The organism is Saccharopolyspora sp. ID03-671 (assembly GCF_045278815.1).
Taxonomy (GTDB): Bacteria; Actinomycetota; Actinomycetes; order Mycobacteriales; family Pseudonocardiaceae; genus Saccharopolyspora; species Saccharopolyspora ipomoeae.
This window is the reverse complement of record NZ_CP134054.1, coordinates 1,882,622-1,902,469: the sequence shown is the minus strand read 5'-3', so window position 1 is coordinate 1,902,469 and position 19,848 is coordinate 1,882,622. Positions and strand designations below refer to the sequence as shown.

The window sequence follows — 19,848 nt, the reverse complement described above, 5'->3', positions numbered from 1 at the left end:
AGGAGCTGACCATGAACGACTCCAGCGACAAGGTCGTCGAGGCGCTGCGCGCGGCGGTCAAGGAGACCGACCGCCTGCGGCGGCAGAACCGGCAGCTGGTGGCCGCCGCCACCGAGCCGATCGCCATCGTCGGCATGGCCTGCCGCTACCCGGGCGGCGTGGACTCGCCGGAGGACCTGTGGGAGCTGGTCGCCGCCGGTCGTGACGCGACCTCCGAGCTGCCCACCGACCGGGGCTGGGACGTGGGCGCGCTCGGTGACGCCGGGGTCGACGAGCGCGGCACCCGGGTCAGCGTGCGCGGCGGGTTCCTGCCCGGCATCGCCGACTTCGACCCCGGTTTCTTCGGGATCTCACCGCGCGAGGCGCTGACGATGGATCCGCAGCAGCGGTTGCTTCTGGAGACCTCGTGGCAGGCCGTCGAGAGCGCCGGCATCGACCCGTCGTCGTTGCGCGGCAGCCGCACCGGCGTGTTCGTCGGCGGCACGAACGGGCAGGACTACCAGCACCTGCTGATCCGCTCGGTGTCGGACGCGACCGGTGACATCGGGACCGGCATCGCCGCCAGCGCCGAGTCCGGCCGCATCTCCTACGAGCTGGGCCTGGAGGGACCGACCGCGACGGTCGACACCGCGTGCTCGTCGTCGCTGGTGTCGCTGCACTTCGCGGTGCACGCGCTGCGCGCGGGCGAGTGCGGGCTGGCGTTGGCCGGTGGTGTGAACGTGATGTGCACGCCGGGATCGCTGGTGGAGTTCAGCCGCCAGGGCGGGCTGGCTCCCGACGGGCGCTGCAAGGCGTTCTCCGACGACGCCGACGGCACCGGTTGGTCCGAGGGCGTCGGCATGCTGCTGCTGGAGCGGCTCTCCGACGCCGAGCGCAACGGGCACGAGATCCTGGCGGTGGTGCGGGGTTCGGCGGTGAACTCCGACGGCGCCTCCAACGGGTTCACGGCGCCGAACGGCCGGGCGCAGCAGCGCATCATCCGCCAGACCCTCGACCAGGCCGGGCTCGAACTGTCCGATGTGGACGTCGTGGAGGCGCACGGCACCGGGACCCCGCTGGGCGACCCGATCGAGGCCCGCAGCCTGCTCGCCACCTACGGCCAGGACCGCGAGAACCCGCTGCTGGTGGGCACGATCAAGTCCAACCTCGGGCACACCCAGGCCGCCGCCGGGGTCGCCGGGGTGATCAAGATGGTGATGGCGATGCGGCACGGCACGGTGCCGCGGACGTTGCACGTGTCGGAGCCGTCCTCGCACGTCGACTGGTCGGCGGGCGCCGCCGAGCTGGTGACCTCGCCGGTCCCGTGGCCGTCGAGCGACCGCCCGGCCCGCGCCGGCGTGTCGTCGTTCGGCGTGAGCGGCACCAACGCCCACGTCATCCTCGAAGCTCCGACCCCCGCCGAGCTCCCCGCCGCCGTCGAGCCGACGGGACCGGTCCCGTGGCCGGTCAGCGCGAAGTCCGAGGCATCGCTGGACGAGCAGCTCGCGCGGTTGCGGGCCCTCGACGGCAACCCCCTGGACATCGGTCACTCGCTGGCGACCGGCCGCGCCACGTTCGAGCACCGCGCGGTCCTGCTCGACGGCGAGGAGATCGCCCGCGGCGAGGCCACCCGCCGCACCCCGGCGTTCCTGTTCACCGGCCAGGGCTCCCAGCGCCTGGGCATGGGCCGGGACCTCCACGCGCGTTTCCCGGTGTTCGCGGAGGCTCTCGACGAGGTCCTGAACCACCTCGATCCGCAGCTTCGCGACATCATGTGGGGCGACGATCAGGAAGCCCTGAGCCAGACGGGCAACGCCCAACCGGCCCTGTTCGCGATCGAGGTGGCTCTGTATCGCCTGATCGAGTCCTTCGGCATCACCCCGGCAAAACTCGTCGGCCACTCGATCGGTGAGGTGGCCGCGGCCCACGTGGCGGGCGTGTTGTCCCTGGAGGACGCCTGCACTCTGATCTCGGCCCGTGCCCGCTTGATGCAGGCCCTGCCCCCGGGCGGGGTGATGGTGGCGGTCCGGGCGAGTGAGTCGGAGGTGTTGCCGTTCCTGTCGGGTGATTCGTCTGGTGTCGGAAACTCCCATATTCAGGGTGTCGAAAACAGCGGTTTTCGTCGCGATGAAAACAGCGGTTTTCGATCGGGTGACAGTGGTGGTTCTCGGTCGGGGGTGGTGTCTCTTGCGGCGGTGAACGGGCCGAACTCCGTGGTGCTGGCCGGGGATGAGGACGCTGTTCTTGAGGTTGCCGGGAAGTGGGAGTTCAAGCGGCTCAGCGTGTCTCATGCGTTCCACTCGGCCTTGATGGAGCCGATGCTGGAGGAGTTCCGTGATGTCCTGGCGGGGTTGACTTTCCGTGAACCTCTGATTCCGGTGGTTGTTTCTGGGGAGGTGACCGATCCCGAGTTCTGGGTTCGGCACGTGCGGGAGACCGTGCGGTTCGCCGACAACGTCGCCGCCGCGGGTGACGTGACGTTCCTGGAGCTCGGGCCGGACGGCGTGCTGTCCGCGCTGGTCGGTGATGGGGTGCCCGCGCTGCGCGCAGAGCGGGACGAGGAGACCGCGTTCCTCACCGCGCTGGCGCGGTTGCACGTCACCGGTGTCGACGTCGACTGGTCGCCGGTGCACGCCGGTGGTCGCCGAGTCGCGCTGCCGACCTACGCGTTCGAGCGCCAGCGGTTCTGGCCGTCGGTGTCGGTCAGCGCGGGCGACCCGACCGGGCTCGGGCTGTCGGCCGCCGACCACCCGCTGCTCGGTGCGGCGATGACCGTCGCGGGCTCCGACGAGCTGATCCTGACCGGCACGGTGTCGCCGGACGCGCACCCGTGGCTGGCCGACCACCTCGTCGACGAGCGGGCGCTGCTGCCGACCTCGGTCGTTCTGGAGCTGGCGTCCTGCGCGGCCGACCGCGTCGGCTGCGAGCGGATCGAGGAGCTCACCCGGGTCGCCCCGCTGGTGCTGCCGGACGACGCGCCGCTGCAGGTGCAGCTGCGCGTGGGCGAACCGGACGAGTCCGGTCGCCGCGAGCTGCGCGTGCACGCCCGTCCCGACGAGGAGTCCGAGTGGCTGCTGCACGCCACCGGAACCCTCGGCGCCACCGCGGGCGCGGCGGAGTTCGACCTGTCGGCGTGGCCGCCGCGCGGAGCCACGGTCGTCGACATCGACGGCTTCTACGACGAGCCCGGCGAGGTGCTGCGCGGCCCGGCGTTCCGCGGCCTGCGCGCCGCCTGGTGCGGCCACGACGCGGTCTTCGCCGAGGTCGCGCTGCCGGAGGAGCTCTCCGGTGCCGAGGCGTTCGGCCTGCACCCGGCCCTGCTCGACGCCGCCCTGCACGCCGCGACGGTCCTCGGCGCCCAGGGCGTGCCCGCGGACTGGGCGGACGTGACGCTGCACGCCACCGGCGCTTCGGTGCTGCACGTGCGCCTGACCAGCGATTCCGGCGGTGTGAGCGTCGAAGCCGCCGACGTCACCGGAGCCCCGGTGCTCTCGGCGCGGGCCGTGCTCGCCCCGGTCCCGGAACCGGCGGCGGACTCCCACCCGCGCTCGCTGTACGAGCTGGACTGGGTCCCGCAGGACGTCGAGCCCGCCGGTTTCGACGACTGGTCCCTGCTCGCCGACCACGAGCTCGACCTCGGGTTCCCCGGCCCGAGGACCGCGGTGGCCACCCTGCCGGTCGATGCCGTGCCCGAATCCGGTTCGGTGGTGGCGGTGCCGCTGGTGGGCGGAGTCGAACCGCAGCGCGCGCACGACCTCACCGCCCGCGTCCTGAGCCTGCTGCAGGAACGCGTCGCCGAACCGGGCTCGGCCGAGCCCGCGATGGTGTTCCTCACCCGCGGCGCCGTGTCCGGCGACGACCCGGCCGCGGCCGCCGCGTGGGGACTCGTGCGCGCGGCGCAGACCGAGCACCCCGGCCGGTTCCTGCTGGTCGACCTCGACGACGCCGACGAGTCCGCGGCCCTGCTGCCGGGTCTGCCCGCGCTGCTGGAAGCGGGCGAGACGCAGGTGATCGTCCGCGACGGGCAGGCCCGCGTCGGACGCCTCGCGCGGGCCTCGCTGAACGAGAACCCCCACGGCGCTTGGGATCCCGACGGGACGGTGCTCATCACCGGCGGCACCGGCGGGCTCGGTGCCGCGCTGGCGCGGCACCTCGTCGCCGAGCGGGGCGTGCGCGAGCTGCTGCTGGTGAGCCGACGCGGCCCCGACGCCCCGGGAGCCGCTGAGCTCCGCGAGGAGCTGGCCGGGCTCGGAGCCGAGGTGACCGTGGCGGCCTGCGACGTCACCGACCGCACCGCGCTCGCTTCGCTGCTGGACTCGGTGCGGCTGACCGCCGTGATCCACACCGCCGGTGTCCTCGACGACGGTGTGATCGGCTCGCTCGACGCCGAGCGGCTCAGCACCGTGCTGCGCCCGAAGGTCGACGCCGCCTGGAACCTGCACGAGCTCACCCAGGACCACGACCTGGCCGCGTTCGTCGTCTACTCCTCGGTGGCCGGCGTGATGGGCTCGGCCGGGCAGGGCAACTACGCCGCCGCCAACAGCTACCTGGACGCGCTCGCCGCGCACCGGCGCGGCCTCGGGCTGCCCGCGCTGTCGCTGGCCTGGGGCGCTTGGGAAGCCGGTGCGGGCATGACCTCCACGCTGGCCGACCTGCGCGGGATGCCGACCCTGTCGGTGGAGCGCGGTCTGGCGCTGTTCGACGCCGCCATCGCCTCCGACGCGCAGCTGCTGGTGCCGCTGGCGACCGGTGCCCCGCCAGCCGGGGGAGAGGTCCCGGCGATCCTGCGCGGTCTCGTGCGGCCGGGTCGGCGGACCGCCGCCAGCGGACGCGGCGCCGCCGAGGCGCACGCGCTGGCCGGGCTGCGCGGCGCGGACCGGCTGCGCCACGTCACCGACGTCGTGCGCACCGAGGCCGCGGCCGTGCTCGGGCACTCCTCCGGCGCGGACGTGCGCGCCGACAAGGAGTTCCGCGCCCTGGGTTTCGACTCGCTGACCGCGATCGAGCTCCGCAACCGGCTCGCCGCCGCGACCGGCCTGACGCTGCCCGCCACCCTCACCTTCGACCACCCGACTCCGGGCGAGCTCGCCGAGCACCTGCTCGCCGAAATCCTCGGCGAGCAGCCCGATCTCGACCCGACCCCGCAGCACGGCGACACCGGCGACGACCCGATCGTCATCGTCGGCATGAGCTGCCGCTTCCCGGGCGGGGTGCGCTCGCCCGAGGACTTCTGGCGGTTGCTCGCCGACGGCACCGACGCCATCTCCGGGTTCCCGGACGACCGCGGCTGGGAGCAGGACCCGCTGGCCTCCGGTGCCACCTCCGAAGGCGGATTCCTCGACGGCGCAGCCGATTTCGACCCCGGGTTCTTCGGGATCTCGCCGCGCGAGGCGGTGGCGATGGACCCGCAGCAGCGCCAGCTGCTGGAGGTCGCGTGGGAGGCCGTCGAGCGCACCGGCATCGACGCCGCCGGGCTGCGCGGCAGCGACACCGGCGTGTTCATCGGCACCAACGGCCAGGACTACACCAACCTCGTGCTCCGCTCCCGCGAGGAGATCATGGGGCACTCCAGCACCGGTCTGGCCGCCGCCGTCATCTCCGGGCGCCTGTCCTACGCCTTCGGGCTCGAAGGACCGGCGCTGACCGTCGACACCGCCTGCTCGTCATCGCTGGTGGCGCTGCACCTGGCGGCCCGGTCGCTGCGCGCGGGCGAGTCGTCGCTGGCGCTGGTCGGCGGTGTCACGGTGATGTCCACGCCGATGAACTTCGCCGGTTTCAACGCCCAGGGCGGGCTGGCGGCCGACGCCCGCTGCCGGGCGTTCTCGGACGACACCGGCGGTACCGGCTGGTCCGAGGGCGTGGGCGTGCTGGTCGTGGAGCGGCGCTCCGACGCCGAGCGCCGGGGTCACCGGATCCTCGCCACGGTGCGCGGTACGGCGGTCAACCAGGACGGCGCTTCGAACGGGCTCACCGCGCCCAACGGACCCGCGCAGCAGCGCGTCATCCGCCAGGCCCTGGCCAACGCCGGGCTCGAACCGTCCGATGTGGACGCGGTGGAGGCGCACGGCACCGGGACGACCTTGGGTGACCCGATCGAGGCGCAGGCGCTCATCGCCACCTACGGGCGCGAGCGGGAGCACCCGCTGCTGCTCGGCGCGGTGAAGTCGAACCTCGGGCACACGCAGGCCGCGGCCGGTGTCGCCGGGGTGATCAAGATGGTGCTGGCGATGCAGCACGGGATGGTCCCGAAGACGCTGCACGTCTCCGAACCGTCCTCGCACGTCGACTGGTCCGCCGGCGCGGTCGAGCTCGCCACCGAGGCCCGGCCGTGGGTGGAGCTGGACCGCCCGCGCCGAGGCGGCGTGTCCTCCTTCGGCCTGTCCGGCACCAACGCGCACGTCATCCTGGAGTCGGTCAGCGAACCCGAGGTCCCCGAAGCTCCCGAGCAGCAGCCCGACGGACCGGTCCCGCTGCTGGTCAGCACCAGGTCCGAGGCCGCGCTGGACGCCCAGGTCGAGCGGGTCCGCGCGGTCGAGGGCAACCCGCTGGACATCGGCCGCTCGCTGTTCGCGCACCGCAGCACCTTCGAGCACCGGGCGGTCCTGCTCGATGGTTTGGAGATCGCCAGGGGAGTGGCCACCGAGCAGACCCCGGCGTTCCTGTTCTCAGGCCAGGGTTCCCAGCGCCTCGGCATGGGCCGCGAGCTCTACGAAGCCTTCCCGGTCTTCGCCGAAGCCCTGGACGAGGTCCTGAGCCACCTCGCCCCCGCGATCCGCGAAGCCATGTGGGGAGAGAACCCCGAAACCCTCGACGACACGGGCAATGCCCAACCGGCCCTGTTCGCGATCGAGGTGGCTCTGTATCGCCTGATCGAGTCCTTCGGCATCACCCCGGACCACGTCGCGGGTCACTCGATCGGTGAGGTGGCCGCGGCCCACGTGGCGGGCGTGTTGTCCCTCGAAGACGCCTGCACCCTGATCACGGCCAGAGCTTTGTTGATGCAGGCCCTGCCGTCGGGTGGGGTGATGGTGGCGGTTCGCGCGAGTGAGTCTGAGGTGCTTCCGTTTCTGTCGGGTGGTTCTGCTGGTGTCGGAAACTCCCATATTCATGGTGTCGAATACAGCGGTTTTCGTCGCGATGAAAACAGCGGTTTTCGATCGGGTGACAGTGGTGGTTTTCGGCCGGGGGTGGTGTCTCTTGCGGCGGTGAACGGTCCGAACTCCGTGGTGCTGGCCGGGGATGAGGACGCTGTTCTTGAGGTTGCCGGGAAGTGGGAGTTCAAGCGGCTCAGCGTGTCTCATGCTTTCCACTCGGCTCTGATGGAGCCGATGATGGACGAGTTCCGGGAAGTCGTGGCGGGGTTGACGTTCCGGGAGCCCCGTGTCCCGGTGCAGGCTTCCGGGGATGTCACCTCGGCTGAGCACTGGGTGCGGCACGTGCGGGAGACCGTGCGGTTCTCGGACGGCGTCGAAGCGTTGCGGGAGGCCGGGGCGACCTCGTTCCTGGAGGTCGGGCCCGGGGGCGTGCTCGCGGCGCTGGTCGACGGCGCGATCCCGGCGCTGCGCAAGGACCGAGATGAGCGGACCGCGCTGCTGACCGCGCTGGCGCGGTTGCACGTGAGCGGTGTCCCCGTCGACTGGTCGCCGGTGTTCGCGGGCGGCCGGTCCGTCGACCTGCCGACCTACGCGTTCCAGCACGAGCGCTTCTGGCCAGAGCTCGCCGACCCCGCGGCGACCGGCGCAGACCCCGCCGACGAGGCGTTCTGGTCGGCCGTGCAGCGCGAGGACCTGGCGTCGATCGCGGAGACCCTGGACCTCGACGACGAAACCGTCGCGGCCGTCGTGCCCGCCCTGTCGGCCTGGCGGAGCCGCCGCCAAGCGCGCACCGCCGTGGACTCCTGGCGGCATCGCGAGACCTGGCGGCCGCTCACCGGCCTCACGACCCGCGAACCCGGAACACACCTGGTCGTGGTGCCCCGGCACCTCGCCGACGACCCGCGCGCGACGGCCGTGCTCGCCGCGCTCGACACCACCGTCACCTGCGAGGTCGACGCCACCGACCGCGCCCACCTCGCCGAGCGGATCACCGCCGCGCACACCGAGGTCACGGGCGTCGTGTCGCTGCTGGCGCTCGACGACCCCGGCGACCCGACCCCCGTCCTCGGCACCGCCGCACTGGTGCAGGCCCTCGGCGACGCCGGGGTCACCGCGCCGCTGTGGACGCTGACCAGCGGCGCCGTGTCCGTCGGCCGCTCGGACGCGGTCACCAGCCCGTGGCAGGCCGGCGTCTGGGGACTCGGCCGCGTCGCGGCGCTCGAACACCCGCACCGCTGGGGCGGGCTCGTCGACCTGCCCGAGCAGCCCCTCGACGAGCGCACCGCCGCGCGCCTGGCCTCGGTCCTCGACGGCGAGTCCGGGGAGGACCAGGTCGCCGTCCGGGCGGCGGGCGTCTTCGGCCGCCGGATCGCGCAGGCGCCCGGGGGCGAGCTCGCCGAGTGGGAACCGTCGGGCACCGTCGTCATCACCGGCGGCACCGGCGCGCTCGGCGGCCGCGTCGCCCGCGACGTCGCCCGGCGCGGCGCGCAGCACGTCGTGCTGCTGAGCCGACGCGGCCCCGACGCGCCGGGTGCCGCCGAGCTCGGCGAGGAGCTGCGCGAGTCCGGTGCCGAGGTGTCGATCGTCGCGTGCGATGCCGCCGACCGGGACACGCTGGGCGAGGTCCTGTCCGGGCTGGGTGAGATCACCGCGGTGGTGCACGCCGCGGGTGTGCTCGATGACGGGTTCCTGGAAAGTCTCACCCCCGAGCGGTTCGCCGAGGTCTTCCGCGCCAAGATCGAGTCCGCGCTGCTGCTCGACGAGCTCACCCGCGACCGCGACCTGACGGCGTTCGTGCTGTTCTCCTCGGTCACCGGCGCCGTCGGCAGCCCGTCGCAGAGCGCCTACGCCGCGGCGAACGCGGTGCTGGACGCCATCGCGCACCGCAGGCACGCCGCCGGGCTGCCCGCGACCTCGATCGCCTGGGGAGCCTGGGCGGGTGAGGGGATGGCGGCCGGGGCCGGCGCTGCCGAGGAGATCCGCCAGCTCGGTGCCGCCTCGCTCGACCCCGAGCTCGCGCTGTCGGCGCTGCGCCGCGCGGTCGCCGAGGAGATCCCCGCGCCGGTCGTCGCCGACCTCAACCAGCCGCGCGTGCTCGGCGCGCTGCTGAGCCTGCGCCGCAGCCCCGTGCTGGCCGAGCTGCCCGAGGCACGCGACGTGCTGGCCCGGCTGGAATCGGCCTCCGACGTCGAGGAGCGCGGCGTCGAGCTGCGCAGGCAGCTGCGCGACACGCACCCCGGCGACCGCGGCGAGGTGCTGCTGGACCTGGTGCTCACCCACGCCGCCACCGCGCTCGGGCACGCGGACGAGGACGCGATCAGCGCCGACAAGGCGTTCCGCGACCTGGGTTTCGACTCGCTCACGGCCGTCGAGCTGCGCAACCGGCTCATCGAGGCCACCGGACTGGGCCTGCCGACCGGGCTCGTCTTCGACCACCCCACCCCGCGCGGTCTCGCCGACCACCTCGTCGCCGAACTCCTCGACGACGAAGCCGCCGCGCCGGTCCAGGTGAGCGAGGCCGCGCCGCTGAGCGCGGACGACCACATCGCCATCGTCGGCATGGCCTGCCACTACTCCGGCGGCGTCGACTCGCCCGAGGACCTGTGGCGGATGCTGGTGGAGGGCCGGGACGCGATCGGCGACTTCCCGACCGACCGCGGCTGGGACCTGGCGGGCATGACCAGCTCCACCGGCAAGGGCGGATTCCTCACCGGCGTCGCCGATTTCGACCCGGAGTTCTTCGGCATCCCGCCGCGCGAGGCGCTGGCGATGGACCCGCAGCAGCGGCTCCTGCTGGAGACCTCCTGGGAGGCGTTCGAGCGCGCCGGGGTGGATCCGTCGTCGCTGCGCGGCAGCCGGACCGGCGTGTTCGTCGGCACCAACGGGCAGGACTACCAGCAGATCGTGATGGCGGCCAACGAGGACCTGCAGGGCCACGCCAGCACCGGCCTGGCCGCCAGCGTCCTGTCCGGCCGCCTGTCCTACGTGCTGGGCCTGGAAGGACCGGCGGTCACCGTCGACACCGCCTGCTCGTCCGCGCTGGTGTCGCTGCACATGGCTGCGCGGGCGCTGTCCGGCGGCGAGTGCTCGTTGGCGCTGGCCGGGGGCGTGAGCGTGCTGGCGACGCCCACCAGCTTCGGCGGCTTCTCGCTGCAGGGCGGCATCGCCGAGGACGGGCGCTGCAAGGCGTTCTCCGACGACGCCGACGGCACCGGCTGGTCCGAAGGTGTCGGGATGCTGGTGCTGGAGCGGCTTTCCGACGCCGAGCGCCACGGGCACCAGGTGCTGGCCGTGGTGCGCGGCTCGGCGGTCAACCAGGACGGGGCCTCGAACGGGCTCACCGCGCCCAACGGTCCTTCGCAGCAGCGCGTCATCCGCGAAGCCCTGGCGAGCGCCCGGCTGGAACCGTCCGATGTGGACGTCGTCGAGGCGCACGGAACCGGAACCACGCTGGGCGACCCGATCGAGGCCGAAGCGCTGGTCGCCGCCTACGACCACGACCGGCGGCACCCGCTGCTGATCGGGTCGGTGAAGTCGAACCTCGGTCACTCGCAGGCCGCCGCCGGCGCCTCGGGCGTGATCAAGGTCGTGATGGCGATGCGCAACGGGCTCGTTCCCAAGACGCTGCACGTCACCGAGCCGTCCTCGCGCATCGACTGGTCCGGCGGGATCGAGCTGCTCACCGAGCCCGCGGCCTGGCCGGTCGAGGACCGGCCGCGCCGCGCGGGCGTGTCGTCGTTCGGCATGAGCGGCACCAACGCCCACATCATCCTCGAATCCGTCGAGTCCCCCGAACCGCCGGTGCGCGGGGAGGTGGGCCCGACGCCGTGGCTGGTCAGCGCTCGGACCGAGGAGGCGCTCGACGAGCAGGTCGAGCGGATCCGCCAGGTCGACGGCGACCCGCTCGACGTCGGCTACACGCTGGCGACCGGCCGCGCGACCTTCGCGCACCGCGCGGTGCTGCTCGACGGCACCGAGATCGCGCGCGGCGTCGCCGCCGACGGATCGCTGGCGATGCTGTTCTCCGGCCAGGGCTCCCAGCGCTCGGGCATGGGCCGCGAGCTCTACGACCGCTTCCCGGTGTTCGCCGACGCCCTCGACGCGGCCCTGCTGCACCTCGACCCGCAGCTCCGCGAGGTCATGTGGGGCGACGACCCGGAGGCCCTCGACCAGACGGGCTGGACCCAACCAGCCCTGTTCGCCATCGAGGTCGCCCTCTACCGCCTCCTCGAATCCTTCGGGGTCCGTCCCCGCTACCTCGCGGGCCACTCGATCGGGGAGGTCGCCGCGGCCCACGTGGCGGGCGTCCTGACCTTGGAAGACGCGTGCACCCTGATCACGGCCCGCGCCCGCCTGATGCAGGCGCTCCCGACCGGTGGCGCGATGGTCGCGGTCCGCGCCGGCGAGTCCGAGGTCGCGCCGTACCTGACGGACGGCTCGTCCGAGCTCGCGGAAGCGGATTGCTCCCGTATTCCGTCGCCTGCGGACGGGAGTGGTCCGGGTGGCGTGGTGTCGCTGGCGGCGGTGAACGGGCCGAACTCGGTGGTTCTGGCCGGGGACGAGGACGCTGTTCTCGAGGTCGCGTCGAAGTGGGAGTTCAAGCGGCTCAAGGTTTCTCATGCCTTCCACTCGGCTCTCATGGAGCCGGTGCTGGAGGAGTTCCGGGAGGCGATCCGCGGGATCGGGTTCCAGGAGCCCCGGATTCCGGTGTTCGCGTCCGGGGACGTGACGAGCCCCGAGTTCTGGGTGCGGCACGTGCGGGAGGCCGTGCGGTTCTCCGACAACGTCGAGGCGCTGCGGGAGGCCGGGGTGAGCCGGTTCCTGGAGGTCGGGCCGGACGGGGTCCTGGCGGCGATGGTCGCCGGGGCGCACCCGGTGCTGCGCGGGGGCCGGGGCGAGGAGGTCGCCGCGATCACCGCGCTGGCCCGGCTGCACGCCGACGGCGTGCGGGTCGACTGGGACGCCTGGTTCGCCGGGAGCGGGGCTCGGTTGGTGGACCTGCCGACCTACCCGTTCCAGCACAAGCGGTTGTGGCCCAAGACCTCCGGGACCGGGCGCGGCGACGCGCGGGCGTTCGGGCTCACCCGCGGCGGGCACCCGCTGCTCACCGCCGCCGTCAACGTGGCCGGGACCGAGCAGCTGGTGCTGTCCGGCCGGTTGTCGGTGTCGACGAACCCGTGGCTGGCCGATCACGTCGTCGGCGGCGCGGTGCTGTTCCCCGGCACCGGGTTCCTCGACTTCGCGCTGCGCGCGGGTGACATGGTCGACTGCGACCGGGTGGACGGGCTGAGCATCGTCGTGCCGCTGGTGCTCGGCGAGCGCGACGCAGTCGACGTGCAGGTGCGGGTGCAGGACCCCGACGACAGCGGTCGCCGCGCGGTGAGCATCCACGCCCGGCCCGCCAACACCGAGGAGTGGACGCAGCACGCGAGCGGCACGCTCGTCTCCGGCGCCCACACCGCCGAGCTCGACACCACCGAGTGGCCCCCGGCCGGGGCCGAGGAGATCGACCTCGACGGCTTCTACACCACCCTGCACGAGGGCGGCCTGTCCTACGGCCCGGTTTTCCAGGGCCTGGAGGCGGCCTGGCGGTGCGGCGAGGACGTCTTCGTCGAGGTCGCGCTGCCCGAGACCATCGACGACGCGGGCTCGTTCGGCGTGCACCCGGCCCTGCTGGACTCCGCGCTGCACGCGATCGCGTTCCTCGACGACGCGGGCCAGGGCCTCCCGTTCGCGTGGGACGGCGTGTCGCTGCACGCCATCGGTGCCTCGCGGCTGCGGGTGCGGCTGTCCCGCTCGGGCCGGTCGGGAGTGTCGGTGGCCGCGGTCGACGTCGAGGGCAAGCCGGTGATGTCGGTGTCCTCGCTGGTCGTGCGCACTCCCTCGACCGACCGGCCGGCCGCCGTGAAACCCGTCGAGGACCCGCTGTACCGGGTCGAGTGGGTGCCGGTCGAGGTCGACGACTCGGTGGAGGGCCCGTCGGTCGACCTGGTCGAGATCACCGGCGGCATGAACCCCGAGTCCGCGCACGACGAGACCAAGCGCGTGCTCGACATGCTCCAGCAGGCCCGCAAGCCCGTCGTGTTCGTCACCCGGGGTGCGGTGTCCATCGACGGCGAACCGATCACCGACCTCGGCGCGGCTTCGGTGTGGGGCCTGGTGCGCTCCGCGCAGGCCGAGCAGCCGGGCCGGTTCCAGCTGATCGACCTCGACCCCGACGCGGACGTCACCCCCGGCATGTTCGGCACCCGCGAGCCGCAGCTCGTGGTCCGCGGCGGCGAGGCCTTCGCGGGGCGGCTGGCCCGGATGGCCACCGACGGCGGCCTGGTGCCCCCGACCGGCGGCCCCTGGCGGCTCGACATCGCCCACCGCGGCAGCCTCGACGACCTCGAACTCACCCCCTACCCGGAGGTGCTGGAACCGCTGGTCGGACGCCAGGTCCGGGTCGGGATCCGGGGCGCGGGCATGAACTTCCGCGACGTCCTCAACGCCCTGGGCATGTACCCGGGCGAGGCCGGTCTGCTGGGCAACGAGGCCGCCGGTGTCGTGGTCGAGACCGGCCCGGCCGTGGCGGACCTGCGGGTCGGCGACCGGGTGTTCGGCATGCTGCCGGGCGGTTTCGGCCCGCTGGGCGTGGTCGACGAGCGGCACCTCGCGCGGGTGCCCGACGCCTGGACCTTCGAGGTCGCGGCGTCCGTGCCGCTGGTGTTCCTCACCGCCTACCACGCGCTGGTCGACCTGGCCGCCGTGCAACCGGGCGAGAAGGTGCTGGTCCACGCCGGTGCCGGTGGTGTGGGCATGGCCGCGATCCAGCTCGCCCAGCACCTCGGCGCGGAGGTCTTCGCCACCGCCGGCGAGGGCAAGCAGGACGTGCTGCGCGGCTTCGGCATCCCCGATGACCACATCGCCTCCTCCCGCACCGTGGAGTTCGAGCAGCGCTTCGGCCAGGGCGTCGACGTGGTGCTCAACGCCCTGTCCGGCGAGTTCATCGACGCGTCGCTGCGGCTGCTCGGAGACGGCGGCCGGTTCCTGGAGATGGGCAAGACGGACCTGCGCGACCAGGACGAGCTGCCCGGCATCCGCTACCTGCCGTTCGACCTGGGCTGGGTGGAGCCCGACCGCATCCAGCAGATGCTCCACGAGCTGCTGGAGCTGTTCGACCGGGGCGTGCTGGAACCGCTGCCGATCAAGTCCTGGGACGTGCGGCGGGCCCGCGAGGCGTTCCGGTTCATGAGCCGCGCCAAGCACATCGGCAAGATCGTGCTCACGGTTCCGGAGGGCTGGGACCCCGACGGCACGGTCCTCATCACCGGCGGCACCGGTGGTCTGGGCGCCGAGCTCGCCCGGCACCTCGTGGTCACCCGCGGCGTGCGGCACCTGCTGCTGCTCAGCCGCCGGGGCCCGGACGCGCCGGGCGCGGCGGAGCTGCGCGACGAGCTCTCCGAGCACGGCGCGACCGTGGCCATCGAGGCCTGCGACCTGGCCGACCGCGACTCGCTCGCCCGCGTTCTGTCCGAAGTGCACCGCCCGCTGACCGCGGTGGTGCACGCCTCCGGCGTGCTCGACGACGGCGCGATCGGCTCGCTCACCCACGAGCGGCTGGAGAAGGTCCTCAAGCCCAAGGCCGACGCCGCCTGGCACCTGCACGAGCTCACCCGCGACCAGGACCTGGCCGCGTTCATCCTGTACTCGTCGGTGTCGGGTCTGCTCGGCACACCGGGCCAGGGCAACTACGCGGCCGGCAACAGCTTCCTCGACGCGCTGGCCGCGCACCGGCGCGACCTGGGGCTGCCCGCGATGTCGCTGGCGTGGAGCGCGTGGGCCTCGTCGCTCGGCATGACCAGCACGATGGACGCCCGGCAGCTGCAGCGCCTGGAGCAGTCGGCGCTGCCACCGCTGCCGGTCGAGATCGGCCTGTGGCTGTTCGACCTGGCCACCGGCGTCGACTCGCCGCTGGTGGTGCCCGCGCAGATCAAGACCGGAGCGCTGACCGGCATGCTGCCGCCGATGCTGCAGGGCCTGGTGCGCGGCAGCCGCCGCGTCGCCGCGTCCGGCACCGACGGCGCCGCGGCCGCTTCGCAGCTGCAGAGCGTTCCGCCGGCGCAGCGCGAGCGGGCGCTCGTGGACCTCGTGTGCGGTGAGGCCGCCGCGGTCCTGGGGCACTCGTCGTCCGACTCCATCGACGAGGAGCGCGAGTTCCGGCAGCTCGGCTTCGACTCGCTGACCTCGGTCGAACTGGGGAACCGGCTGGGCACGGCGACGGGCCTGACGCTGCCCGCCACGCTGGTCTTCGACTACCCGACGCCGGTGGAGATGGCCGAGTTCCTGCTCGGCGAGCTCTTCGGCTCCGAACCCGAGGTTCCCGACGAGCCGCTCACCGGCCTCGAGGTCCGCGACGACCCGATCGCCATCGTCGGGCTCAGCTGCCGCTTCCCGGGCGGTGCCGACACGCCGGAGGCGCTGTGGGAGCTGCTGGCCGAGGGGCGTGACGCGATCGGCCCGTTCCCGACCGACCGGGGCTGGGACCTCGCCTCGCTCGCCGGTGACGGGCCGGGCAGCAGCGCCACCGACTGCGGCGGGTTCATCTCCGGCATCGCCGACTTCGACCCGGCGTTCTTCGGCATCTCGCCGCGCGAAGCCGTGTCGATGGACCCGCACCAGCGGCTGACGCTGGAGCTGTCGTGGGAGGCGCTGGAACGCGCCGGCATCGACCCGGTGTCGCTGCGCGGCAGCCGCACCGGCGTGTTCGTCGGCGCCAGCGGCCAGGACTACGCGCACCTCGTGCTCGGTTCGGAGCTGAGCATGGCCGGGTACTCGGGCACCGGGACCTCGCCGAGCATCATCTCCGGTCGCCTGTCCTACGTGCTCGGGCTCGAAGGCCCGGCGATGACCATCGACACCGCGTGCTCGTCGGCGCTGGTCGCGCTGCACGTGGCGATGCAGGCGCTGCGCAACGGCGAGTGCTCGCTGGCGCTGGCCGGGGGCGTGCAGCTGATGTCGACGCCGGGCGCGTTCATGGAGTTCACCCAGCAGGGCGGGCTCGCGTTCGACGGCCGCTGCAAGCCGTTCTCCGACACCGCCGACGGCACCGCCTGGTCGGAGGGCATCGGTGTGCTGGTGGTCGAGCGCCTGTCCGACGCGCAGCGCAACGGCCACGAGGTGCTGGCGGTGCTGCGGGGCAGCGCGGTCAACCAGGACGGCGCGTCCAACGGCCTGACCGCGCCGAACGGCCCGTCGCAGCAGCGGGTGATCCGGCAGGCGCTCGCCGGCGCCGGGCTGGAACCGTCCGATGTGGACGCCGTCGAAGCGCACGGCACCGGAACGACTCTGGGCGACCCGATCGAGGCCCAAGCGCTGCTGGCGACCTACGGCCAGGACCGGGAGCGGCCGCTGCTGCTGGGGTCGGTGAAGTCCAACCTCGGCCACACGCAGGCCGCGGCCGGTGCCGCCGGTGTGATCAAGATGGTGATGGCGCTGCGCCACGGCGTGCTGCCGCGGACGCTGCACGTCACCGAGCCGTCCTCGCACGTCGACTGGTCGGCGGGCGACATCGAGCTGCTCACCGGTGTGACCGAGTGGCCTGCGGCGGAGCGGCCCGCGCGCGCCGGGGTGTCGTCGTTCGGCATCAGCGGCACCAACGCGCACGTGATCCTCGAACGCGCCCCCGAGGTCGAGGCGGTCACCGAGGAGCGGCGGGCGATCGCCGCGCCCTGGGTGGTGTCGGCCAAGACCCCCGAAGCCCTCGACGACCAGCTCGAACGCCTCCGGAGCGTCGAGCACGACCCGGTCGACGTGGGCGCGTCGCTGCTGCGGCGCTCGACGTTCGAGCACCGGGCGGTGCTGCTGGACGGACGCGAGATCGCCAGGGGAGAGGCCCGGCGCCGCTCGGTGGCGGTGCTGTTCTCCGGTCAGGGCTCGCAGCGGCTCGGCATGGGCCGCGAGCTCCACGAGCGGTTCCCGGTCTTCGCCGACGCCCTCGACGCCGTGCTGGCCGAGCTCGACGACGGGCTGCGCGAGGTCATCTGGGGTGCCGACGCCGAAGCCCTCAACAGCACCGGACGCACCCAGCCCGCGCTGTTCGCCGTCGAGGTCGCGCTCTACCGGCTCGTCGAATCCTTGGGCGTGACACCGGGATTCGTCGGCGGCCACTCCATCGGCGAGATCGCCGCGGCGCACGTCGCCGGGGTGCTGTCGCTGACCGACGCCTGCCGGCTGGTCTCGGCGCGGGCCCGCCTGATGCAGGCGCTGCCCGCCGGAGGCGCGATGGTCGCCGTGCAGGCCACCGAGGACGAGGTGGCGCCGCACCTGAGCGACGAGGTCGCGATCGGCGCGATCAACGCCGCCGACTCGGTGGTGCTCTCCGGTGCCGAGGCCGCCGTGCCGGCGGTCGCCGAGCGCTTCGCCGAGCAGGGCCGCCGGACCCGGCGGCTGCCGGTTTCGCACGCGTTCCACTCGCCGCTGGTCGAACCGATGCTGGAGGAGTTCCGCACCGCGGTCGCCGACCTGACCTTCCACGAACCGGAGATCCCGGTCGTGTCCAACCTCAGCGGCCGCCTCGCCTCACCCGAGGAGCTGGCCTCGCCCGAGTACTGGGTGCGGCACGTCCGCGAGCCCGTGCGCTTCGCCGACGGCGTCGCCGCGCTGCGCGAGGCCGGGGCCGACGCGTTCCTGGAGGCCGGGCCGGACGGCGTGCTCTCGGCCCTGGTCGACGGGTGCGTGCCGCTGCTGCGCCGGGACCGCGACGAGGAGGTGTCCGCGGTGACCGCGCTGGCCAGGCTGTTCGTCTCGGGCGTGCGGGTCGACTGGGAGCGGCTGTTCACCGGTGCCGGTGCGCGGCGCGCGGCCCTGCCGACCTACCCGTTCCAGCGCGAGCGATTCTGGCCGACACCGCTGCAGAACACCGCTGCGCCGCAACGGGATCCGCTGCTGCGGCTGGACTGGGTTCCCGCCGAGGCCGCGCCCGCGGGCGAGGACACCCGGTGGGTGGTGCTCGGCGACGACGTGCTCGGTGTCGCCGTGGCGCTGGACAAGGCCGGTCACCGGGTGACCGCCGCGCCCGCGCTCGCGGCGATCGCCGACGACGACGTGCCCGACGTCGTGCTGGTCCCGCTGACCTGCGAGGGCACCGGCGCCCGCGCCGCCCGCGAGACGGCGGCCCGAGTGCTGGGCCTGGTGCAGGAGTGGTCGGCCGACGACCGGTTCACCCGCAGCCGCCTGGTGCTCGCCACCCGGGGCGCGGTCGGCGGCGACGACCTCGCCGCCGCGACCGCGTGGGGCCTGGTGCGCTCGGCCCAGTCGGAGAACCCCGGCACGTTCCTGCTGGTCGACCTCGACGAGCCGGACGCGCTGCCGCTGGTGCCGGGACTGCTCGACTCCGGTGAGACCCAGGTGCTGCTGCGCGGAGGAACACCGCTGGTCGGCAGGCTCGACCGGATCACCGACCAGGCCGAACCCCGCGACTGGGACCCCGAGGGCACGGTGCTCATCACCGGCGGCACCGGTGGTCTGGGCGCCGAGCTCGCCCGGCACCTGGTCGCCGAGCGCGGCGTGCGGCACCTGCTGCTCGCGTCCCGCAGCGGCCCGGAAGCCGTGGGGGCGGCCGAACTCCGGGACGAGCTCGTCGAGAGCGGTGCCGAGGTCGCGGTCGCGGCCTGCGACTTCGCCGACCGCGCCGCCGTGGACCGGCTGGTGTCCGAAGTGGAGCGACCGCTGACGGCCGTGGTGCACGCCGCCGGTGTGCTCGACGACGGCATCATCTCGTCGCTGACGCCGGAACGGCTGGACGCGGTGCTGCGGCCCAAGGTCGACGGCGCCTGGAACCTGCACGAGGCCACCCGCGATCTCGACCTGTCGGCGTTCGTCCTCTACTCCTCGATCGCCGGGGTCATCGGCTCGGCCGGTCAGGGCAACTACGCGGCGGCCAACGCCTTCCTCGACGCCCTCGCCGAACACCGCCGGGCGCGGGGACTGGTCGCGACGTCGCTGGCCTGGGGTCCGTGGACCGAATCCGTCGGCATGACAAGCGGTTTGGACGACGGCGCCGCCGAGCGGATCGGGCGTTCCGACGTGCCGCCGCTGTCGGTGGCCCAGGGCCTCGCGCTGTTCGACGAGGCCACCGGCCGCGACGACGCGCTGCTGGTCGCCGCCCGGATCGCCGGTGGCCGCAACGACGGGCCCGTGGCCGCCGTGCTGCGCGGTCTGATCAGCGGACCCGAACCCGCGGCGCAGCGTCCCGACGTCGACCTGGCGAGCAGCCTCGCCGGCCTCGACCCGGACGAGCGGATGCGGCACCTGGTGGGTCTCGTGCGCGGCCACGCCGCCGGGGTCCTCGGCCACGCCTCGCCGGAGGCTGTGGACCCGGACAAGGAGTTCCGCCAGGTCGGCTTCGACTCGCTGACCGCGGTGGAGCTGCGCAACAGCCTGTCGGCCGCGTGCGGCGTGAAGCTGCCGTCGACGCTGGTGTTCGACCACCCGACGCCCGCCGAGCTCGCCGCGTTCCTCGCCGGGGAGCTCTTCGGCGCCGAAGCCGACCCGGTGGAGGTCCTGCTCGGCGAGCTCGACCGGCTGGAATCGCTGCTGGCCGCCAGCGACCCGGAGCAGCGGGCCCGCTCCGGCGCCCCGGCGCGGCTGCGCAACCTGCTGTCCCAGTACGGCGGGTCCGGCGCAGGAGCCGAGGAGGTCGCGGTGGCCGAGCGGATCCAGGCGGCCAGCACCGACGAGGTCCTGGCGTTCATCGACAACGAGCTCGGCCGCGACGCCGAGCGCTGATCCTGGT

1 protein-coding gene is annotated in these 19,848 nt (G+C 73.6%); it reads left to right on the top strand.

What is annotated here, in order from left to right:
- The first annotated feature begins 11 nt into the window (after positions 1 to 11).
- Positions 12 to 19,841 (top strand): SDR family NAD(P)-dependent oxidoreductase, encoded by a 19,830-nt coding sequence (locus REH65_RS08510; RefSeq protein ID WP_406692013.1) that lies wholly within the window; start codon positions 12 to 14, stop codon positions 19,839 to 19,841.
- The last annotated feature ends 7 nt before the right edge of the window (positions 19,842 to 19,848 follow it).

Bases quoted from the DNA above. Each gene is read 5' to 3' on its own strand.
- REH65_RS08510 (WP_406692013.1), top strand. From the start codon at position 12: ATGAACGACTCCAGCGACAAGGTCGTCGAGGCGCTGCGCGCGGCGGTC.